The sequence below is a fragment of the Micromonospora sp. CA-248260 genome (genome assembly GCF_050942205.1).
GTDB classification, from domain to species: domain Bacteria; phylum Actinomycetota; class Actinomycetes; order Mycobacteriales; family Micromonosporaceae; genus Micromonospora; species Micromonospora antibiotica.
In genome coordinates this window covers 608,502-624,016 of the sequence record NZ_CP192021.1, presented here as the reverse complement: position 1 = coordinate 624,016, position 15,515 = coordinate 608,502, and the positions used below count along the sequence as shown (strand labels likewise).

Annotated in this window: 16 protein-coding genes and 1 riboswitch; of the genes, 5 read left to right on the top strand and 11 right to left on the bottom strand. The window is 73.1% G+C overall.

The window, feature by feature from the left end; translation table 11 throughout:
* Positions 1 to 17: 17 nt before the first annotated feature.
* The 3 genes from kdpA to ACQP2H_RS02990 all read right to left on the bottom strand — a co-directional run bounded on the left by kdpA (position 18) and on the right by ACQP2H_RS02990 (position 3,610).
* Complete coding sequence (gene kdpA, locus ACQP2H_RS03000) at positions 18 to 1,673, bottom strand: potassium-transporting ATPase subunit KdpA (RefSeq protein ID WP_219466267.1); 1,656 nt, start codon at positions 1,671 to 1,673, stop codon at positions 18 to 20.
* Complete coding sequence (kdpF, locus tag ACQP2H_RS02995; RefSeq protein WP_067312053.1) at positions 1,673 to 1,762, bottom strand: K(+)-transporting ATPase subunit F; 90 nt, start codon at positions 1,760 to 1,762, stop codon at positions 1,673 to 1,675. The genes kdpA and kdpF overlap by 1 nt, the downstream gene beginning before the upstream one ends.
* Before the next feature lie 312 nt (positions 1,763 to 2,074).
* Positions 2,075 to 3,610 (bottom strand): glycosyltransferase family A protein, encoded by a 1,536-nt coding sequence (locus tag ACQP2H_RS02990; RefSeq protein WP_219466259.1) that lies wholly within the window; start codon positions 3,608 to 3,610, stop codon positions 2,075 to 2,077.
* Between the two features lie 474 nt (positions 3,611 to 4,084).
* Here ACQP2H_RS02990 and ACQP2H_RS02985 point away from each other — a divergent pair, with 474 nt between their 5' ends.
* Positions 4,085 to 4,513 carry an ATP-binding protein gene (locus ACQP2H_RS02985; RefSeq protein WP_219466258.1) on the top strand — a complete coding sequence of 143 codons (429 nt, stop codon included), beginning with the start codon at positions 4,085 to 4,087 and terminating at the stop codon, positions 4,511 to 4,513.
* Positions 4,514 to 4,628: 115 nt separating this feature from the next.
* On the opposite strand, the gene ACQP2H_RS02980 is transcribed toward ACQP2H_RS02985, so the two are convergent.
* A complete protein-coding gene (locus ACQP2H_RS02980) occupies positions 4,629 to 5,507 on the bottom strand; it encodes a DUF3152 domain-containing protein (RefSeq protein WP_308290990.1) in 879 nt (292 codons plus the stop codon).
* A gap of 167 nt (positions 5,508 to 5,674) precedes the next feature.
* On the opposite strand from ACQP2H_RS02980, the gene ACQP2H_RS02975 reads away from it, so the two are divergent.
* Positions 5,675 to 6,931 (top strand): DUF2786 domain-containing protein, encoded by a 1,257-nt coding sequence (locus ACQP2H_RS02975; protein ID WP_433230900.1) that lies wholly within the window; start codon positions 5,675 to 5,677, stop codon positions 6,929 to 6,931.
* Positions 6,932 to 7,131: 200 nt separating this feature from the next.
* On the opposite strand, the gene ACQP2H_RS02970 is transcribed toward ACQP2H_RS02975, so the two are convergent.
* The 5 genes from ACQP2H_RS02970 to ACQP2H_RS02950 form a co-directional block, all read right to left on the bottom strand.
* Positions 7,132 to 7,650, bottom strand: coding sequence for a hypothetical protein (locus ACQP2H_RS02970; RefSeq protein WP_219466256.1), 519 nt, complete (start codon positions 7,648 to 7,650; stop codon positions 7,132 to 7,134).
* Between the two features lie 149 nt (positions 7,651 to 7,799).
* Positions 7,800 to 7,973, bottom strand: coding sequence for a CsbD family protein (locus ACQP2H_RS02965; RefSeq protein WP_219466254.1), 174 nt, complete (start codon positions 7,971 to 7,973; stop codon positions 7,800 to 7,802).
* A gap of 144 nt (positions 7,974 to 8,117) precedes the next feature.
* A complete protein-coding gene (locus tag ACQP2H_RS02960; protein WP_363820593.1) occupies positions 8,118 to 10,394 on the bottom strand; it encodes a heavy metal translocating P-type ATPase in 2,277 nt (758 codons plus the stop codon).
* Between the two features lie 14 nt (positions 10,395 to 10,408).
* Positions 10,409 to 10,642, bottom strand: coding sequence for a hypothetical protein (locus tag ACQP2H_RS02955; RefSeq protein ID WP_219470895.1), 234 nt, complete (start codon positions 10,640 to 10,642; stop codon positions 10,409 to 10,411).
* 16 nt (positions 10,643 to 10,658) lie between these two features.
* Positions 10,659 to 10,865, bottom strand: coding sequence for a heavy-metal-associated domain-containing protein (locus ACQP2H_RS02950; protein ID WP_219466249.1), 207 nt, complete (start codon positions 10,863 to 10,865; stop codon positions 10,659 to 10,661).
* Between the two features lie 94 nt (positions 10,866 to 10,959).
* Here ACQP2H_RS02950 and ACQP2H_RS02945 point away from each other — a divergent pair, with 94 nt between their 5' ends.
* Complete coding sequence (locus ACQP2H_RS02945; protein ID WP_091244878.1) at positions 10,960 to 11,259, top strand: metal-sensitive transcriptional regulator; 300 nt, start codon at positions 10,960 to 10,962, stop codon at positions 11,257 to 11,259.
* Positions 11,260 to 11,367: 108 nt separating this feature from the next.
* Here the strand turns inward: ACQP2H_RS02945 and ACQP2H_RS02940 are convergent, their stop codons facing one another.
* On the bottom strand, positions 11,368 to 11,997 hold the full coding sequence (locus tag ACQP2H_RS02940) for a DUF305 domain-containing protein (RefSeq protein WP_308290989.1): 630 nt from the start codon (positions 11,995 to 11,997) through the stop codon (positions 11,368 to 11,370).
* Between the two features lie 63 nt (positions 11,998 to 12,060).
* On the bottom strand, positions 12,061 to 12,609 hold the full coding sequence (locus tag ACQP2H_RS02935) for a hypothetical protein (RefSeq protein WP_433230893.1): 549 nt from the start codon (positions 12,607 to 12,609) through the stop codon (positions 12,061 to 12,063).
* 219 nt (positions 12,610 to 12,828) lie between these two features.
* Between ACQP2H_RS02935 and ACQP2H_RS02930 the strand changes: the two genes are divergently transcribed.
* Positions 12,829 to 14,172, top strand: a complete 1,344-nt coding sequence (locus ACQP2H_RS02930) for a YibE/F family protein (protein ID WP_219466232.1) — start codon at positions 12,829 to 12,831, stop codon at positions 14,170 to 14,172.
* Between the two features lie 166 nt (positions 14,173 to 14,338).
* A riboswitch (cyclic di-AMP (ydaO/yuaA leader) is annotated at positions 14,339 to 14,470 on the top strand.
* 3 nt (positions 14,471 to 14,473) lie between these two features.
* Positions 14,474 to 15,499, top strand: a complete 1,026-nt coding sequence (locus tag ACQP2H_RS02925; RefSeq protein ID WP_219466230.1) for a coiled-coil domain-containing protein — start codon at positions 14,474 to 14,476, stop codon at positions 15,497 to 15,499.
* The last annotated feature ends 16 nt before the right edge of the window (positions 15,500 to 15,515 follow it).

Here is a 15,515-nt window from a genome sequence, read left to right as displayed (position 1 = left end):
GTTCTTCCCCATGGTGGTCACCGCCCTTCGGCCAGCGGGCCGAGGGCGAGCGCGGGCAGGAAGGTCAACGCCACCAGGATCACCGTGACGCCGACGACCATCCCCACGAAGAGCGGGCGGTGGGTCGGCAGGGTGCCCTCGGAGGCGGGGGTGGGTGCCTGGCGGGCGAGCGAGCCGGCCAGCGCGAGCACCAGGATGATCGGCAGGAACCGGCCGAGCAGCATGCACAACCCGAGGGCGGTGTTCCACCACGGGGTGTTCACGGTGATCCCGGCGAACGCCGAACCGTTGTTGTTGCTCGCCGAGGTGAACGCGTAGAGCACCTCGGACAGTCCGTGCGGGCCGACGTTCAACGCGGTCGAGGCGTTGCCGGTGGCGAAGGCGGCAGCCGTGCCGATCAGCACCAGGGCCGGGGTGACCAGGAAGTACAGCGAGGCGAAGGTGATCTCGCGGGAACCGATCTTCTTACCCAGGTACTCCGGGGTCCGGCCGACCATCAGACCGGCGACGAACACCGTGATCACCGCGAGGACCAGCAGCCCGTACAGGCCCGCGCCGACGCCGCCGGGGGCGACCTCGCCCAGCATCATGTTGCCCAGCGTCATCATCCCGCCCAGCGCGGTGTACGAGTCGTGGGCGGAGTTCACCGCGCCGGTCGAGGTCAGTGTGGTGACCGCGCCGAAGGTCGCCGAGTTCGACACGTCGAAACGGACCTCCTTGCCCTCCAGCGCCGCACCGACCGCCTGCGGCACGGTGCCGTGCCCGGCCAGCTCGAACACGTTGGTGAGGGTGACGCTGCCGAGCGCCAGGACGGCCATCACCGCGACGATCGCGTAGCCCTGCCGGTGCTGGCCGACCATCCGGCCGAAGACCCGGGGCAGGCTGAACGGGATCAGCAGGATCAGGAACAGCTCGACCCAGTTCGTCCAGGCCGTCGGGTTCTCGAACGGGTGGGCGCTGTTGGCGTTGTAGAAGCCACCGCCGTTGGTGCCCAACTCCTTGATCACCTCCTGGCCGGCCACCGGACCACCGGGGATGCTCTGCCCGCCGCCGGTCAGGGTGGTCACGTCGGTGCCGGCGGAGAGGTTCTGCACCACCCCGCCGAGCATCAGCACGACCGCGCCGAGCACCGCCACCGGCAGCAGCACCCGCAGCGTGATCCGGACCAGGTCCACCCAGAAGTTGCCCAGCTCGCCGGTACGGCTGCGGGCGAACCCCCGGACCAGGGCCACCGCCACCGCGATGCCCACCGCGGCGGACAGGAAGTTCTGCACCGCCAGCCCGGCCATCTGCACCAGGTGACCCATGGTCGACTCACCCGCGTACCACTGCCAGTTCGTGTTGGTCACGAACGACACGGCGGTGTTCCAGGCACCGTGCGGGACGACCGGGTCGAAGCCCAGCGACAGCCACAGGTGGTCCTGCCACCGCTGGAAGGCGTAGAGGAACAGCACCGAGACGGCGGAGAAGGCCAGCACGCTGCGGGCGTAGACGCCCCACGACTGCTCGGCGGCCGGGTTCACCCCGACCAGCCGGAACACCCCGCGCTCCACCCGGGACTGTCGGGTGCCGGCGACCACCCGGTACAGGTGGTCGCCGACCGGGCGGTACGCGACGACCAGCGCCACCACCAGGGACAGGATGAAGATGACGCCCGCTGTGGTCGTGGTCATCAGAAGCGCTCCGGGAACAGCAGCGCGACGACCATGAACACACCCAGGCCGATCGCCAGCACCAGGCCGACGGCGTTGACGGCGTTCACCGCTTCTCCACGCCCCTCACCACGAGGGCGAGCGCCGCGAACAGCACCACCGTCACCAGTACGAACACCACGTCAGACACGCGGACTCCCTCAACCGGACCCGAACGCCGTGACCGCCTTCCGGCCACGCCGGGCAATCACAACGCGCTCTGATCCGATCGGGCAGGGTCCATAACGCGACCTAGACGGGCAGCCGCGGTTTCTTGACGTGTTCTTCACGCCGGCCACCGCAGCCGGTGACGGCGGTCACGGTGCGGAGGGGAGGTCGGTGCGTGGACGGGCGGGACGGCCCGGGCGGTCGTACCGGCCGGATCAGCGGCGGATGGCCCGCCGGATCGACTCGGGCACCCGCCGGGCCACCGCCCGCCGCAGCCGGAAACGCAGGCTGTCCAGGTGCGCCACGGTGACCGGGCGGGCACCGTCGGCCGCGCAGCGGAACGCCACCGGCAGCGTGGCGTCCTCGGTCCAGCCACAGCAAGTGACCCGGGCCTTCAGGTCCCAGGTGCCGCTGCTGCGGCCACCGTTGAGCGCGCCGACGTCGAGTCGGGCGGTGCCGCGCCGGACCAGCCGCAGCGTGCCGTCGCCCACCGGGACCAGCTCGACTGCGCCGGTGACCGGCACGAAGAACTCCTCCCGGGTGTCCCGCCGCCGGGCGATGACGTCGAGCTTGGACTGCTTGATCCCGGGGGTCGCGTCCCGCAGGTCGGCCGGTACGTCGTCCACCGGCACCACCAGCAGCCGCTGCTCCCCGTCGGCGGTGAGGGTGAGCGGCTGGTCGCCGAAGAACAACTCGCCGGTGAGGGTGACGGTCAGGACGCCGCCGTCCTGCTCGACCCGCTGCACGGTGGGCTGGGCCCGGACGGCCGCCTCCCACTGGGCCAACCGGCGCAGGTCGGCGGTGCGGCCCTGCTCGATGAGCCGGGTGATGATCCGTTGCAGTGGCGGCAGACCGGCGGCGACGCCCGGGGCGAACCGGTCCCGGATCGTGCGTTGTGCCTCGCCGACCAACTGGTCCACCCAGTCGGCGGGCGCGTCGAGCAACCGCCGGCCGCGAAGTCGGGAGACCATCTCGTTGCGCAGCCACCGCCGGTGCAGCCGGTCCCGCAGCGCACCGGGCTCGGTGTGCGCGTCGACGATGTCGAGCGCCTCACGCAGGTTGACGAAGTAGCCGGCCGGCTCCAGCGCGGTGGCGGTGACGTTGCCGGCGTCGACCCGCCGCTGGTGGTGGTAGCAGACGTAGTCGGCCAGCACGCAGGTGCGGCGGGACAGGAAGTACGCCCGGGTGACGAAGACGTGGTCCTCCAGCCGGCGCTTGCCCTCCGGGAAACGCAGGTCGTGCTCGATGAGGAAGGAGCGCCGGAACAGCTTGTGCGCGGTGAGGCTGTCGATCAGGGGCGCGTTCGCCAGGGTGGCGTCGAACCGGTTGCGCCGGAACAGTTCGCGCGGCACCGAACGGCGGTGCCCGGCCATCTTGCCGACCACCAGGTCCGCGTCGTGCTCGCGGGCGCAGGCGTACAGCCGTTCCAGCGCCTCCTCGCCGAACCAGTCGTCGTCGTCGGCGAAGAAGACGTACTCGCCCCGGGCGTGTTGGACGCCGAGGTTACGGGGCCGCGACGGCCAGCCGGAGTTGTCGATGTGCAGCACCCGGATGTGCGGGTGGGCGGCAGCCAGTTCGTCGAGCCGGGCGCCGGTCGAGTCGGTCGAGCCGTCGTCGACGAACATGACCTCGAACTCGCCGGCCGGCAGCGACTGGCTCAACAACGAGGTGACGAGCTTCTCGATGTGCGGTCCGGAGTTGTACGCCGGGACCACGACGGTCACCTTGGGGTCATTCGTACTGGCGGTCATGGCTCTTCCTGAGGCGGTCCGTGAGCCGGCGCGGGGATGCGCCCAACCGTGCGGACGGGCACCCGTTTGGGGGGCGTTCCGTCGCCGACATGGCCCGTTCAGTTTGCGGACTTTACGCGACCGCAGGGGCTGACGCAGGCCCCGAATCGGATGATTTCTCGATCCTCGGCCCGGCGGTGCAGGACGACCCGTTCCCGCCTGGAACGCCACCCTCGACAGTGGCCGGGACCACACTCCACCGGGCACCCACCGAACCCCGGATCACCGCACGGCCGGCCCCGACCTGAGCTGGTCGGCCGGCCCCGACCTGAGCTGGTCGGCCGGCTCCGAACTGGGCTGGCCGGCCGGCTCCGAACTGGGCTGGCCGGGCGGCTCGGAGCTCGGCCGGCGGGGCGGTGATCCGGGTGCCGGAAGGACGAATCCTCGACAGCGGACCCAAGCATGGGAAACCGCTACGCAGGGTAAACCGAGATCATGGCACCGCTTCGCACCTCGCCGCCCCCGCCTCAGGCCACCGAGTTGCGCCGGTGGGAACTGGCCGATCCCGCCGGCCTGCGTGCCCTGCGCGCCTCGCTGCACGAGGCGCTCACCGGTGAGCGCCTGCTCGACGGTCAGAACCTGGACGAGGTCCCCGAGCTGATCGTCCTGGTCGCCACCGAGTTGGCCACTAATGCCCTCAAACACGGCATTCCGCCGACAATTGTCCGACTACTCACCATCGACGAGTCGCTCATCCTCGACGTCGCCGACCACGACCTCAGCACCATCCCCGAGCTGTCCGACACCCGGCCGATGGGGGCCGGCGGCCGGGGACTCCAGATCGCCATGGCGGTCTCCCTGGAGGTCGGCTGGTACGCCACCGACCGCACCAAGAACATCTGGGCGTCCTTCCCCCGCCGCTGACCCGACCGGGCAAGGCCCCGCCACATGGCCACAGCCGAGTTGGCCCGTCACATGGTCACAGCCGAGAAGCCCCGCCGCACGGCCGCAGCCGAGTTGGCCGGCCCGGCGGAAGGGGTCAGTCGCCGGCCGGGATCGGGTCGTCGTACTCACCGGCGGGACCGGTGAACAGGGTGCCGCCCGCCATCGGCCAGGCGTTCGGCCGGCAGCCGTGCAGGCCGAGCGTCTGCTGCTGCATCACCGGTGCCGGCCCGCCTGCCGCCGGGCACCGCTCGTGACCCCGGCCCAGCCGGTGCCCCACCTCGTGATTGAGCACGTACGACCGGTAAGTAGCGAGATCACCCCTGAAGTCCGGTACGCCCCGTGCCCACCGCGCCACGTTGATCACCACCCGGTCACCGTTGCGGCAGGAGGTGTAGCGGTCCGAGGTGTCCCCGCACAGCTCGCCCCGGGTGACCGGGGTGGTCAGCAGCACGGTGAAGTCCGCCGGGCCGTCGGCACCGACCCGTTGCAGCCGCCACCGGCCGTCGGCGGTCCAGCCCCGGCGGTCGGCGAGCACCACCGCCACCTCCCGGCCGAACCGCTCCGGGTCGACGGCGTCGATGCCACCCTCCACCGCCACCCGGTAGCGCAGCAGCTGGCCGTCCCGCCCGGCGACCGCACCCTCAGCGGTCGCCGTCCGCCAGGTGCCGGTCCCCCGTTGCGGGTAGCGCAGCGCCGCCGGGGCGGGCGCGGCGGCGGATCCGAGCGGGACGGGTGCCTCCGCCCGGGTCGGCACGGGTGGTACCGCGGCGGCGGGCGGCCGGACCGGCTCCCGGCGGACGTCGCCGATGAGCGCGCCCAGGTCGACGCCCTGCCGCTGGGCCACCACCGCACCGCCGGCAGCCAGCCCGGCCACCACCAGCACCACCGACAGGACACCGGCCGGGGTCACGCCCCGGCGTCGCCCCCGGTGCCGGCCCCGGTCAGCGGCCTCGCTCACCGTCAGGGTGCTCACCGTCGTCCTCCCCGTCCACCTGTGGTCCACTCCGGGCAGGAGTACGGGCGCGAGGCCCGAACGGATGAGTGCCCGGGAGGAGCAATCCGGACCCGGGTACCGTTGCCGGGCAGACACTCCCGACGATCCGGACACCACCCGGCCGTCACGCCGAGGAAGGACCACCCGTGCCGGACGCCGACGCCCTCATCGCCGCCGCGGTCGCGGCGGTGCGCGGCACCGACGTACGCGATGCGGAGCGGAAGCTGGACCAGCTCGTGGTCGGCGGTGACGGTGGCCGGCCGACACCCGGCGGACCCGAAGGCCCAGCGGCGGTGGACGCCGCCCTGCTCGGCCGGTTGGTGGCCGCCCTGGGTCGGCTCTGGCCACGGGGCTGGCAGCCGGCCGACGTGGCCCGGATCGTGACCCGACGGCTGGGCGCGCGCCCCGGCCGGCTGGTCACCGAGGCCCTCGCCGCCGACCGGGCGGCCCAGCCCGGCCCGGTGCCGCAGTGGTGGGACGACCAGTTGGCCGGCCTGGACGCCCGGGTCCACGGGGACGACGACGCCGGATGGCTGACCGGCTGGACCACCCGGGAGGGTACGGACCGGATCACCGCCCTGCGCGACGCCATCGAGGTGCTGGCCCTGCTGACCGGCCTGCCGCCGGTCGCGGTGCTGCGCCCCCCGCCCGGCGGCGTCGGCGGACCGGCCACGACCGCGTCGAGCGGTCCGAGCGGATCCCGGGTGCTCGACCGGGTACGGGCGTTGCTCGCCAAGGCGGAGTCCACCACGTTCCCGGCCGAGGCTGAGGCGTTCACCGGCAAGGCGCAGGAGCTGATCGCCCGGCACAGCCTGGAACGGGCGCTGGTCGAGGCGGACACCGCCCACCCGGACCGGCCCGGTGGGGTCCGGATCAGCACCGACGCCCCGTACGCGGGTGCGAAAGCGCTGCTGGTGCAGGAGGTGGCGGCGGCGAACCGGTGCGAGTCGGTCTGGTCCGACGATCTCGGTTTCGCCACCGTGCTCGGCTTCTCCGCCGACCTGGAGGCCGTCGAACTGCTGCACACCTCACTGTTGGTGCAGGCCACCGCCGCGATGCTGCGCGGACGCCGGGAACGTCAGGGCGGCGGTCGACGCACCAAGGCGTACGACGAGGCTTTCCTGCACGCCTTCGCCCGGCGTATCGGCGAGCGGCTGCGGACCGCGACCGACGAGGCGAACCGGCAGGCGGCGCAGGACGCCGGGGCGGACCGGCTGCTGCCGGTGCTCGCCGCCCGCTCCGGTGCGGTACGGGAGCGGATGGACACCCTCTTCCCCGGTGTCACCCGGGCCCGGCTGACCGTGCGGGACGCCGAGGGCTGGCAGTCCGGCACCTCGGCCGCCGACCGTGCCTCGCTGGCCGGTACCGCCCCGCCGGGCCGGCCGCTGCCCGGTCGACGCTGACCCGACGGCCCGGGATCCGCCCACCACGTCCCTGTGCCCGCGCCCGACCGGGCGTCCCCGGCCCGGGCAGACCCTCGGCCCAGGTAAGTCTCCCGGGCCGGGCAGGACCGCTGGGCCGGGCAGGACTCCAGGCCGGGCAGGACCGCTGGGTCCGCCGGGCAGGACCGCTGCCGGGCGGGCAGGACCGGGTGGGGTCCGGGTCAGACGTGGCAGTCGCGGGTGAGCCGGGCCGGGATCTCGACGAAGTCGGTGCCCATCCAGCTTGCCGGGCTCTTGGCCGCCGCGCCGCCCTCGATCTTCGTGGCGGTCTCGTCGACCAACTTCTTGATCCGGGCGTCCCGGGCCTTTCGGGCCTGCGCACGGAGGTCGTCGGCGAGCCCGCTCAGTCGCCCCTTGAGCTTGCCGTTGAGCTGCTCCGGGGTGAGTTCCTCCCGGGTGGCGGCGGCCGAGTCGGCGGTGATCTGCCGGCTGCCGTCGATGATCAGCTGGTCGACGGCGCGACAGACCTGCGCGGTGTTCGCGGCGGTGCCGGCGGTCGGGGTGCCGGCCGTCGGGGTGGTGGTCGTCACCGTGTCGGGCGTGGCCTGCCCGGTGGGGGCATCGGCGGCACTGGTCGGCGTTGCGGGTGCGGCGTCGGTGTCGTCCCCGCTGTCCGAGCAGCCGCTGGCGAGGACGGCGAGGACGGCGAACGTGAGCGCGGTGGCGGAGCTGCGGTGCATCGACTTCCCCGTTTCGATGTGTCGGGCGGTACCACGGACACGATGCCGCACGGCCCGCTCGGCCGACGTCTCACCCCCGACGCGCCGCACCCCCCGACGCGCCTCACGCCGGACCGACGAGGTCGGTCCGGCGTGACGGGTGGCGCGGTTCAGCTCTTGAAAGCGTCCTTGACCTTCTCGGCGGCCTGCTTGAGGCTGGACTTGGCCTGGTCGCTGCGACCCTCGGCCTCCAGACGCTCGTTGTCGGTCGCCCGACCCACGCCTTCCTTGACCTTGCCGGCGGCGTTCTCGGTCGTGTTTTCGATCTTGTCGTCGAACCCCATGAGAGCCTCCCGAATAAGCATTTTTTCCAACGCCCCTCAACTACCCCCACCCCCTATCCCCAAAACACCCCCACCACCCGCTCCGGCCCGTTGACCAAGAGGTTTGCGTCACCAGCAAGCCGACTGGTGACGCAAACCTCTTGATCAACGCGGTCGTCCGGGGTGGAGGCTGGTGGTGGAGAAGCGGCGGAGGCGGAGGCTGTTGGCCACCACGAAGACCGACGAGAAGGCCATCGCCGCGCCCGCGATCATCGGGTTCAGCAGGCCGGCGGCGGCCAGCGGGAGGGCGGCCACGTTGTAGGCGAACGCCCAGAACAGGTTGCCCTTGATCACGGCGAGGGTGCGCCGGGAGAGCCGGATCGCGTCCACCGCGGCGGTCAGGTCGCCCCGGACCAGGGTCAGGTCGGACGCCTCGATCGCCACGTCGGTGCCGGTGCCCATGGCCAGCCCCAGGTCGGCCTGGGCCAGGGCCGGCGCGTCGTTGATCCCGTCACCGACCATGGCGACCGTACGACCCTGCGCCTGGAGCCGGCGGATCACGTCGACCTTGTCGGCCGGCAGCACCTCGGCGGTCACCTGGTCGATGCCCACCTCGGCGGCCACCGCCTTGGCGACGGTCGCGTTGTCCCCGGTGAGCAGCACCGGGGTCAGGCCCAGGGCACGCAGCCCGGCGACCGCCTCCCGGCTGGTGGGCCGGACCACGTCGGCGACCGCGAGGACCCCACGGGCCCGCCCGGACCAGCCCGCCACCACCGCCGTACGACCGGCGGCCTCCGCCTCGGCCACCGCCCGGACCACCTCCTCCGGTACGTCCAGACCCCGCTCGCGGAGCAGCCTCGGCCGCCCGACGACCAGGTCGTGGCCGTCGACGGTGCCGGTGACGCCGAGCCCCTCGGCGGCGGCGAACCCGGTGACCGGGGGCAGTTCCCCGGCCTCGGCGGCGCCGGCCGCCACGGCGCGGGCGATCGGGTGCTCGGAGCCGGCCTCCAGCGCCCCGGCGAGCCGGAGCAGTTCGGCCCGGTCCTGCCCCTCGGCGGGACGGACGTCGACCAGGGTCATCCGGCCGGTGGTGACGGTGCCGGTCTTGTCCAGCACCACCGTGTCGACCTGCCGGGTGGATTCCAGCACCTCCGGTCCCTTGATCAGGATGCCGAGCTGGGCACCCCGCCCGGTGCCGACCAGCAGCGCGGTCGGGGTGGCCAGGCCGAGCGCGCACGGGCAGGCGATGATCAGCACGGCCACCGCGGCGGTGAAGGCGGCGGTGGGGCCGGCCCCGCTGCCCAGCCACCAGCCCAGCGTGCCGACGGCGAGCACGATGACGATCGGCACGAAGACCCCGGAGATCCGGTCGGCGAGCCGCTGCACGGCGGCCTTGCCGGTCTGTGCCGCCTCCACCAGCCGGGCCATCTGGGCGAGCTGGGTGTCCGCGCCGACCCGGGTGGCGGTGACGACCAGCCGGCCGCCCGCGTTGACGGTGGCACCGGCCACCGTGTCGCCCGGCCCCACCTCGACCGGCACCGACTCGCCGGTGAGCATGCTGGCGTCGACCGCCGAGGTGCCCTCGTCGACCCGCCCGTCGGTGGCGATCTTCTCGCCGGGCCGGACCACGAACCGGTCGCCCACCACGAGCTGGTCGACCGGAACGCGGGTCTCCGTGCCGCCGCGCAGCACGGCGACGTCCCGCGCGCCGAGTTCGAGCAGGGCCCGCAGGGCCGCCCCGGCGGTCCGCTTGGAGCGGGCCTCGAAGTAGCGGCCGGCCAGCAGGAACACGGTCACCCCGGCGGCGGCCTCCAGATAGATGTTGCCGGCCCCGTCGGTGCGGACGATGTCCAGCCGGAACGGGTGGGTCATCCCGGGCATCCCGGCGTCGCCGAGGAAGAGCGCCCAGAGCGACCAGCCGAACGCGGCCAGGGTGCCGAGCGACACGAGGGTGTCCATGGTCGCCGCGCCGTGTCGCAGGTTGGTCCAGGCGGCCCGGTGGAACGGCAGCCCGCCGTACGCGACCACCGGGGCGGCCAGGGTCAGTGACAGCCACTGCCAGTAGGTGAACTGCCAGGCCGGCACCATCGCCAGCACGATCACCGGCACGGTGAGCACGGTCGACACCCGCAGCCGGGTCCGCAGGGCGCCCAGCTCGTCGACCGGCCCTGCGGCCGGTTCCGTGCCGGCGGGGGTGGGCGGCGGGGGGACGACGGCGGTGTAGCCGGTCTTCTCGACGGTGGTGATCAGGTCGTCGGGGGTGACCCCGTCGGCGTACCGGACGGTGGCCTTCTCGGTGGCGTAGTTGACGCTCGCCTCGACGCCGTCGAGCCGGTTGAGCTTCTTCTCGATCCGGGCGGCGCAGGACGCGCAGGTCATTCCGCCGATGGCCAGTTCGATCAGGTGGGGTGCGGTGGGCAGGTTCGACGTGTTCGGGGTCATCGCGGCACCTCCGGTCAACCGTGGGTGTGACCGGCCCCGCCGGTGCCGGTGACGGGCACGCTCGGCGTCGGGTCGGTGGTGGGCTCCGGGCCAACGGGGCTGGGGACGGGTCGCGGGGTGTTCGTGGGGTCGTGGCGGGTCTCGGCGGGCGGGGTGACGGGGCCGGTCAGCTGGCCGACCCCGTACGCCGCGCCGAACACCACCGCGAGGGCGAGGGCGAATCCGCCCAGCCTGGTCGGTGTGTTCACCGGTCCCCCCGGACCGTCACGCCTCGACGAGGTCGTAGCCGGCCTCGTCGACGGCGGCCCGCACGGACGCGGTGTCCAGCGGGCGGTCGCTGGTGACGGCGACCCGGCCGGAGGCCAGGTCGACCTGGACGTCGGTGACACCGTCGAGGGCACCCACCTCGGCGCTGACCGCGCTGACGCAGTGCCCGCAGGTCATGCCCTTCACCTGGTAGTTCGTGATCATGCGGCTCTTCCCTCCACTCGTCCAACATACCCCCCAGGGGTACGTCACCCTGCGACCGTAGCATACCCCCCGGGGGTACGCTATCCTGGTCGCCATGACCACACCGAGCACCCCGGTCCGGGGCTACACCGCCAGCAAGGACCAACTGCTCGCGCGGCTGCGCCGCGTGGAGGGGCAGGTCCGGGGCATCGAGAAGATGGTCGACGACGACCGGTACTGCATCGACGTGCTCACCCAGATCTCCGCCGTGCAGGCCGCCCTGGACAAGGTCGCCCTCGGGCTGCTCGACGGCCACGCCCGGCACTGCATGCACGAGGGGGCCGCCGAGGGCCGCGCCGACGAGATGGCCGCCGAGATGATGGCCGCCGTCGGCCGCCTGATGAAACGCGGCTGACCGGCCCGCCCGTCCGGCGACCTGCGGTCGGCGGGGCATCGGACGGGCGGACTGCCCGGCGTCGCGGGGCCGGTGGGATCCGGCCCCGCGACGCCTCACGGGTGGCGGTCAGCGCCGGGCGAGGATCTTGCGCATGGTGTCGATCTCGCCCTGCTGGGTGGTGACGATCTGCTGCGCCATGGCCCTGGCCCCGGCGTGCCGGCCGTCCGCCAACTCCTGCCGGGCCATGGTGATCGCACCCTCGTGGTGGGCGATCATCAGGGTGAGGAACCGGCGGTCGAAGTCCCGACCGGTCGCCCCCTCCAACCGGGCCAGGTCGGCGTCGGACATCATCCCCGGCATGCCGTGGTCCATCCCCGGCAGGTGACCGTCGGCCGGGCCGCCGGACGGGACGGGCCGGCCCCAGGCGGTCAGCCACCCGGTCATGGTGGCGATCTCCGGGGCCTGGGCGGCGCGGATCCGTTCGGCCAGCCGGGTGACCTCCGGATCGGCGGCCCGGCTCCCGGCCAGCTCCGACATGCGTACCGCCTGCTGGTGGTGCGGAATCATCATCTGGGCGAACATCACGTCCGCCGGGGCGACCCCGGCGGACACGGAGGCGGCCGGGGCGGTGCCCGCGGCCGGACGGCCGTGGCCGCCGTCGGAGGAATGGCCCCCACCGCAGGCGGTCAGGGCGGACGCGGTGGTGAGAGCGACGCCGGCCAGGGCGGCGCGACGGGCAAGGGTACGAGTGGACACGGGCAGACCTTTCGGTACGACGGGAGACGGACGGCGGACACGGCGGAGCCGCGCCCGGGTGTCCTATCTGCGCAGTACCGACACCGTGGCGAGCCGGAGCCCGAGCGGGCGCGGTGGCGGGGCGCGCGGCTCCCGGGGCCGCGACGGCGGACGGGCCACCCCGGCCGGCCTGGTACGCACCGCGCAGAGCAGCACCAGCAGCGTCACGGTGAGCGCCCCGAGCACCGCCAGGCAGACGCTCCACCCGGTGGCCGGTGAGCCGCTCGGCTCGTCGGGCAGCACCACCACACATCCGGCCCCGCACCCGAGGGGACGGGCCGTCACCATCGCGAGCCGTACCGGACCGGTCAGGTCCCCCCGGTCCATGACCGGCGACACGACGGACGTCCGGTGGGGGCGCTCGACCGGGGTGTCGTGCCCGACGGAGGCCCGGTCCGCCGAGGTGGAGTGGCCGACCGTGGAGTGGCCGACCGGCCGACCGTCGGCGGGATGACCGGCGGCCGGGTGCGCGTCGTGGCCGAGGGTGTGCATCGCGGACAGCCCCAGCAGGGTGCCGACGAGCAGCAGCAGCCGCAGCCACCGCCCGGCCGTCGTCGTTCCCGCCCGCCGCACGGTTCCACGCTAGCCGTCCCGGACGACCGGCGGGCCCGGACGGGTCGGCCACCCGACACGGGCGTACCCGCCGCAGCGGTGGCGGGGCCTGCCACCAGCACGTGAACCGCGCGGCCCGACCTGGTGCTGGCTACCATCGTCCGACGACCCGCCGCCCGTGGATGAACCGGCTGGCCGGCTGACACGTATCCCGTCCCGGATCGTTGGGAGTACTCGCACATGGGCGCCGACCACACCCGTCCCGCTCCGTCCACCCCACCCCGGGTGCGGCGGATCCTCGTCATGACGGTGGTGCCGCTCATCGTCGTCACGGTGATCGCCACGCTGCTGCTCTGGCCGGGGGAGACCCCGAAGATCGACCAGGGCGAGCAGGTGCCCCGCTACCACGGCACGGTGACCCGGGTGGTGACCGAGCCGTGCCCGCCCGCCCCGCAGACCCCCGACGGCCCGTCGGGGGCGGCCGACGGGCCGTGCGGGACGGTGACGGTCACCGTCGGGCAGGGCCCGGACAGTGGTGAGCAGGTCGAGACGCCGGTCCCGTCGGGGCCGGGGGCACCGACGGTGGCGGTCGGCGACGAGGTGGTGCTGGTCGCGTTGGCCGACCCCACCGACCCGTCGGTGAGCAGCTACCACATCGCCGAGCACCAGCGGGGCATGCCGCTGCTCTGGCTGGTCGCCCTGTTCGCGGCGGCGATCGTCGCGTTCGGCCGGCTGCGCGGGCTGGCCGCCCTGGCCGGCCTCGGGGCGAGCTTCGCCATCCTGTTGACCTTCGTGGTGCCGGGCATCTCCGCCGGGGGCGCACCGCTGCCGATCGCGGTCACCGGCGCCGCGCTGATCATGTTCGTGGTGCTGTACCTGACCCACGGGGTCACCGCGCAGACCTCGGTGGCGGTGCTCGGCACGCTGGGCAGCCTGGTGCTGACCGGCGTCCTGGGCACGCTGGCCACCGCCGCCACCCATCTGACCGGGTACGGCAGCGAGGAGGCCACCACGCTGTCGATGTACCAGCGCGACGTGGACCTGCACGGACTGCTGCTGGCCGGGATCATCATCGGTTCGCTGGGGGTCCTGGACGATGTCACGGTCACCCAGTCGGCCACCGTCACCGAGCTGGCGCACGCCAATCCGGGGCTGTCCCGGTTGCAGCTCTACCGGGCGGCGACCCGGGTCGGGCGGGCGCACATCGCGTCCACGGTCAACACGATCGTGCTGGCGTACGCGGGGGCCTCGTTGCCGTTGCTGCTCCTGCTCACCGCCGACAGCCGGCCGGTGAGCCAGATCCTGACCAGCGAGTTCCTGGCCCAGGAGATCGTCCGCAGCGCGGTGGCGACCCTGGGGCTGGTGGCGGCGGTGCCGCTGACCACCGGATTGGCCGCGCTCGTCGTCACCGCCGGGCGCGGTCCCGCCGACGCCGACGCGACCGGACCGACGCCCACCCCACGCCCCGCCCCCGACCGTGCCGAGGCGCTGGCGGCGCTGAGCGGCCCCCGGCACGGCGAACCGTCCACCCCGGCCCCCGCACGGTGGCCAGACCCGGAAAGGAGCACGGACACCGCATGGTGACACTGCGCTGTGTGACCGGAGGTGAGGTCGCGGCTGTCGGTCGCGTCACTGATTACCCCTCGCTATCGGGAAAATACGCATTTTGCCGGGTTGTGACCGTAGATCCCCGGTACGACTCTCGGGTAACCTCGCTGCCGGTCACCGCCGAAGGCGCCCACCGGAGCCAGCGGTGCCACCGCCCAATCGCCGTACGGCGAGCCGGGGAACCGAGCACCTGGGGTGAATCCGCGCCAGCGGTAGGGGCCACTTCCGTCCCGAACCCGTCAGCTAACCCGGTCGGCGGTCGACGGAAGGGACAACTGTGACGGCACCCCTACGCCACTGGTGGACTCCGGTGGTGGCCGTGCTCGCCGCCCTGGCGCTGGTCGCCGGGCCCGCCGCCTCCCCCGCGGCGGCAGCACCCAACGCGCCCACCCCCTCGGGGCACGAGGAGGACGAGGAGCCGAAGCTGCTCACCGACGTCATCGAGGCGACGAACCGGGAGTATTCGGCGGCGAAGAACCGGCTGGAGAAGTCCAAGAAGCGCCAACTCGAGTACGCCATCGAGGTGGAGAAGGCGGAGCAGGAGCTGGCGGCGTTGGCTCCGCAGGTCAACGAGATCGCGGCCCAGTCGTACCGGACGGGTCGGGTCGGCGCGGTCGCGGCGCTGCTGGAGAGCAACGCCCCGGACACCTTCGTCCGGCGGGCCGCCGCCCTGGACGAGCTGAACATGGTCAACGCCGGCAAGCTGGCCGAGGTCAACAAGGTCAAGAAGCGTGCCGAGCAGGCCAAGCTCGCCGTCGACACCGAGGTCCGTGAGCAGCAGAAGCAGACCAACCTGATGGCCAAGAAGAAGACCGAGGCCGACAAGGCGCTCGCCCTGGTCGGCGGTCGGGGCTTCACCGGTGGCCTGGTCGACGCCACCTCGCCGGTCGCCCGGATCGCCCCGGGCCAGACGGCCGACGGCGACTGGCGCGGCGAGTCGTGCAGCGAGAACGACCCCACCACGTCCGGCTGCATCACCCCGCGCACGCTGCACATGTACAAGGAGGTCAAGCGGGCCGGCTTCAACCGGTTCGTCGGCTGCTACCGCCCCGGCGGGCCGTGGGAGCACCCCAAGGGCAAGGCGTGCGACTGGTCGTTGCAGAAGAGCGGCTTCAGCCCGTGGCACAACAACGACACCCGGATGTACGGCAACAACCTCGCCGCGTTCCTGATCCGCAACTCGGACCGGTTGGGCATCTACTACGTGATCTGGAACCGGCAGATCTGGTTCCCGGCCAACGGCTGGAGTTCGTACTCCGGGCCCTCCAACCACACCGACCACGTCCACGTGTCATTGCTGTAGCCGGCCCTCACCAGCA

Excerpts from the sequence above, each read along its gene's own strand:
- ACQP2H_RS02990 (WP_219466259.1), bottom strand. The coding sequence starts at position 3,610 with ATGACCGCCAGTACGAATGACCCCAAGGTGACCGTCGTGGTCCCGGCG.
- ACQP2H_RS02965 (WP_219466254.1), bottom strand. The coding sequence starts at position 7,973 with ATGGGGTTCGACGACAAGATCGAAAACACGACCGAGAACGCCGCCGGC.
- ACQP2H_RS02950 (WP_219466249.1), bottom strand. The coding sequence starts at position 10,865 with ATGATCACGAACTACCAGGTGAAGGGCATGACCTGCGGGCACTGCGTC.
- ACQP2H_RS02930 (WP_219466232.1), top strand. The coding sequence starts at position 12,829 with ATGGGCGCCGACCACACCCGTCCCGCTCCGTCCACCCCACCCCGGGTG.
- ACQP2H_RS02985 (WP_219466258.1), top strand. The coding sequence starts at position 4,085 with ATGGCACCGCTTCGCACCTCGCCGCCCCCGCCTCAGGCCACCGAGTTG.
- kdpA (WP_219466267.1), bottom strand. The coding sequence starts at position 1,673 with ATGACCACGACCACAGCGGGCGTCATCTTCATCCTGTCCCTGGTGGTG.
- ACQP2H_RS02970 (WP_219466256.1), bottom strand. The coding sequence starts at position 7,650 with ATGCACCGCAGCTCCGCCACCGCGCTCACGTTCGCCGTCCTCGCCGTC.
- ACQP2H_RS02945 (WP_091244878.1), top strand. The coding sequence starts at position 10,960 with ATGACCACACCGAGCACCCCGGTCCGGGGCTACACCGCCAGCAAGGAC.
- ACQP2H_RS02960 (WP_363820593.1), bottom strand. The coding sequence starts at position 10,394 with ATGACCCCGAACACGTCGAACCTGCCCACCGCACCCCACCTGATCGAA.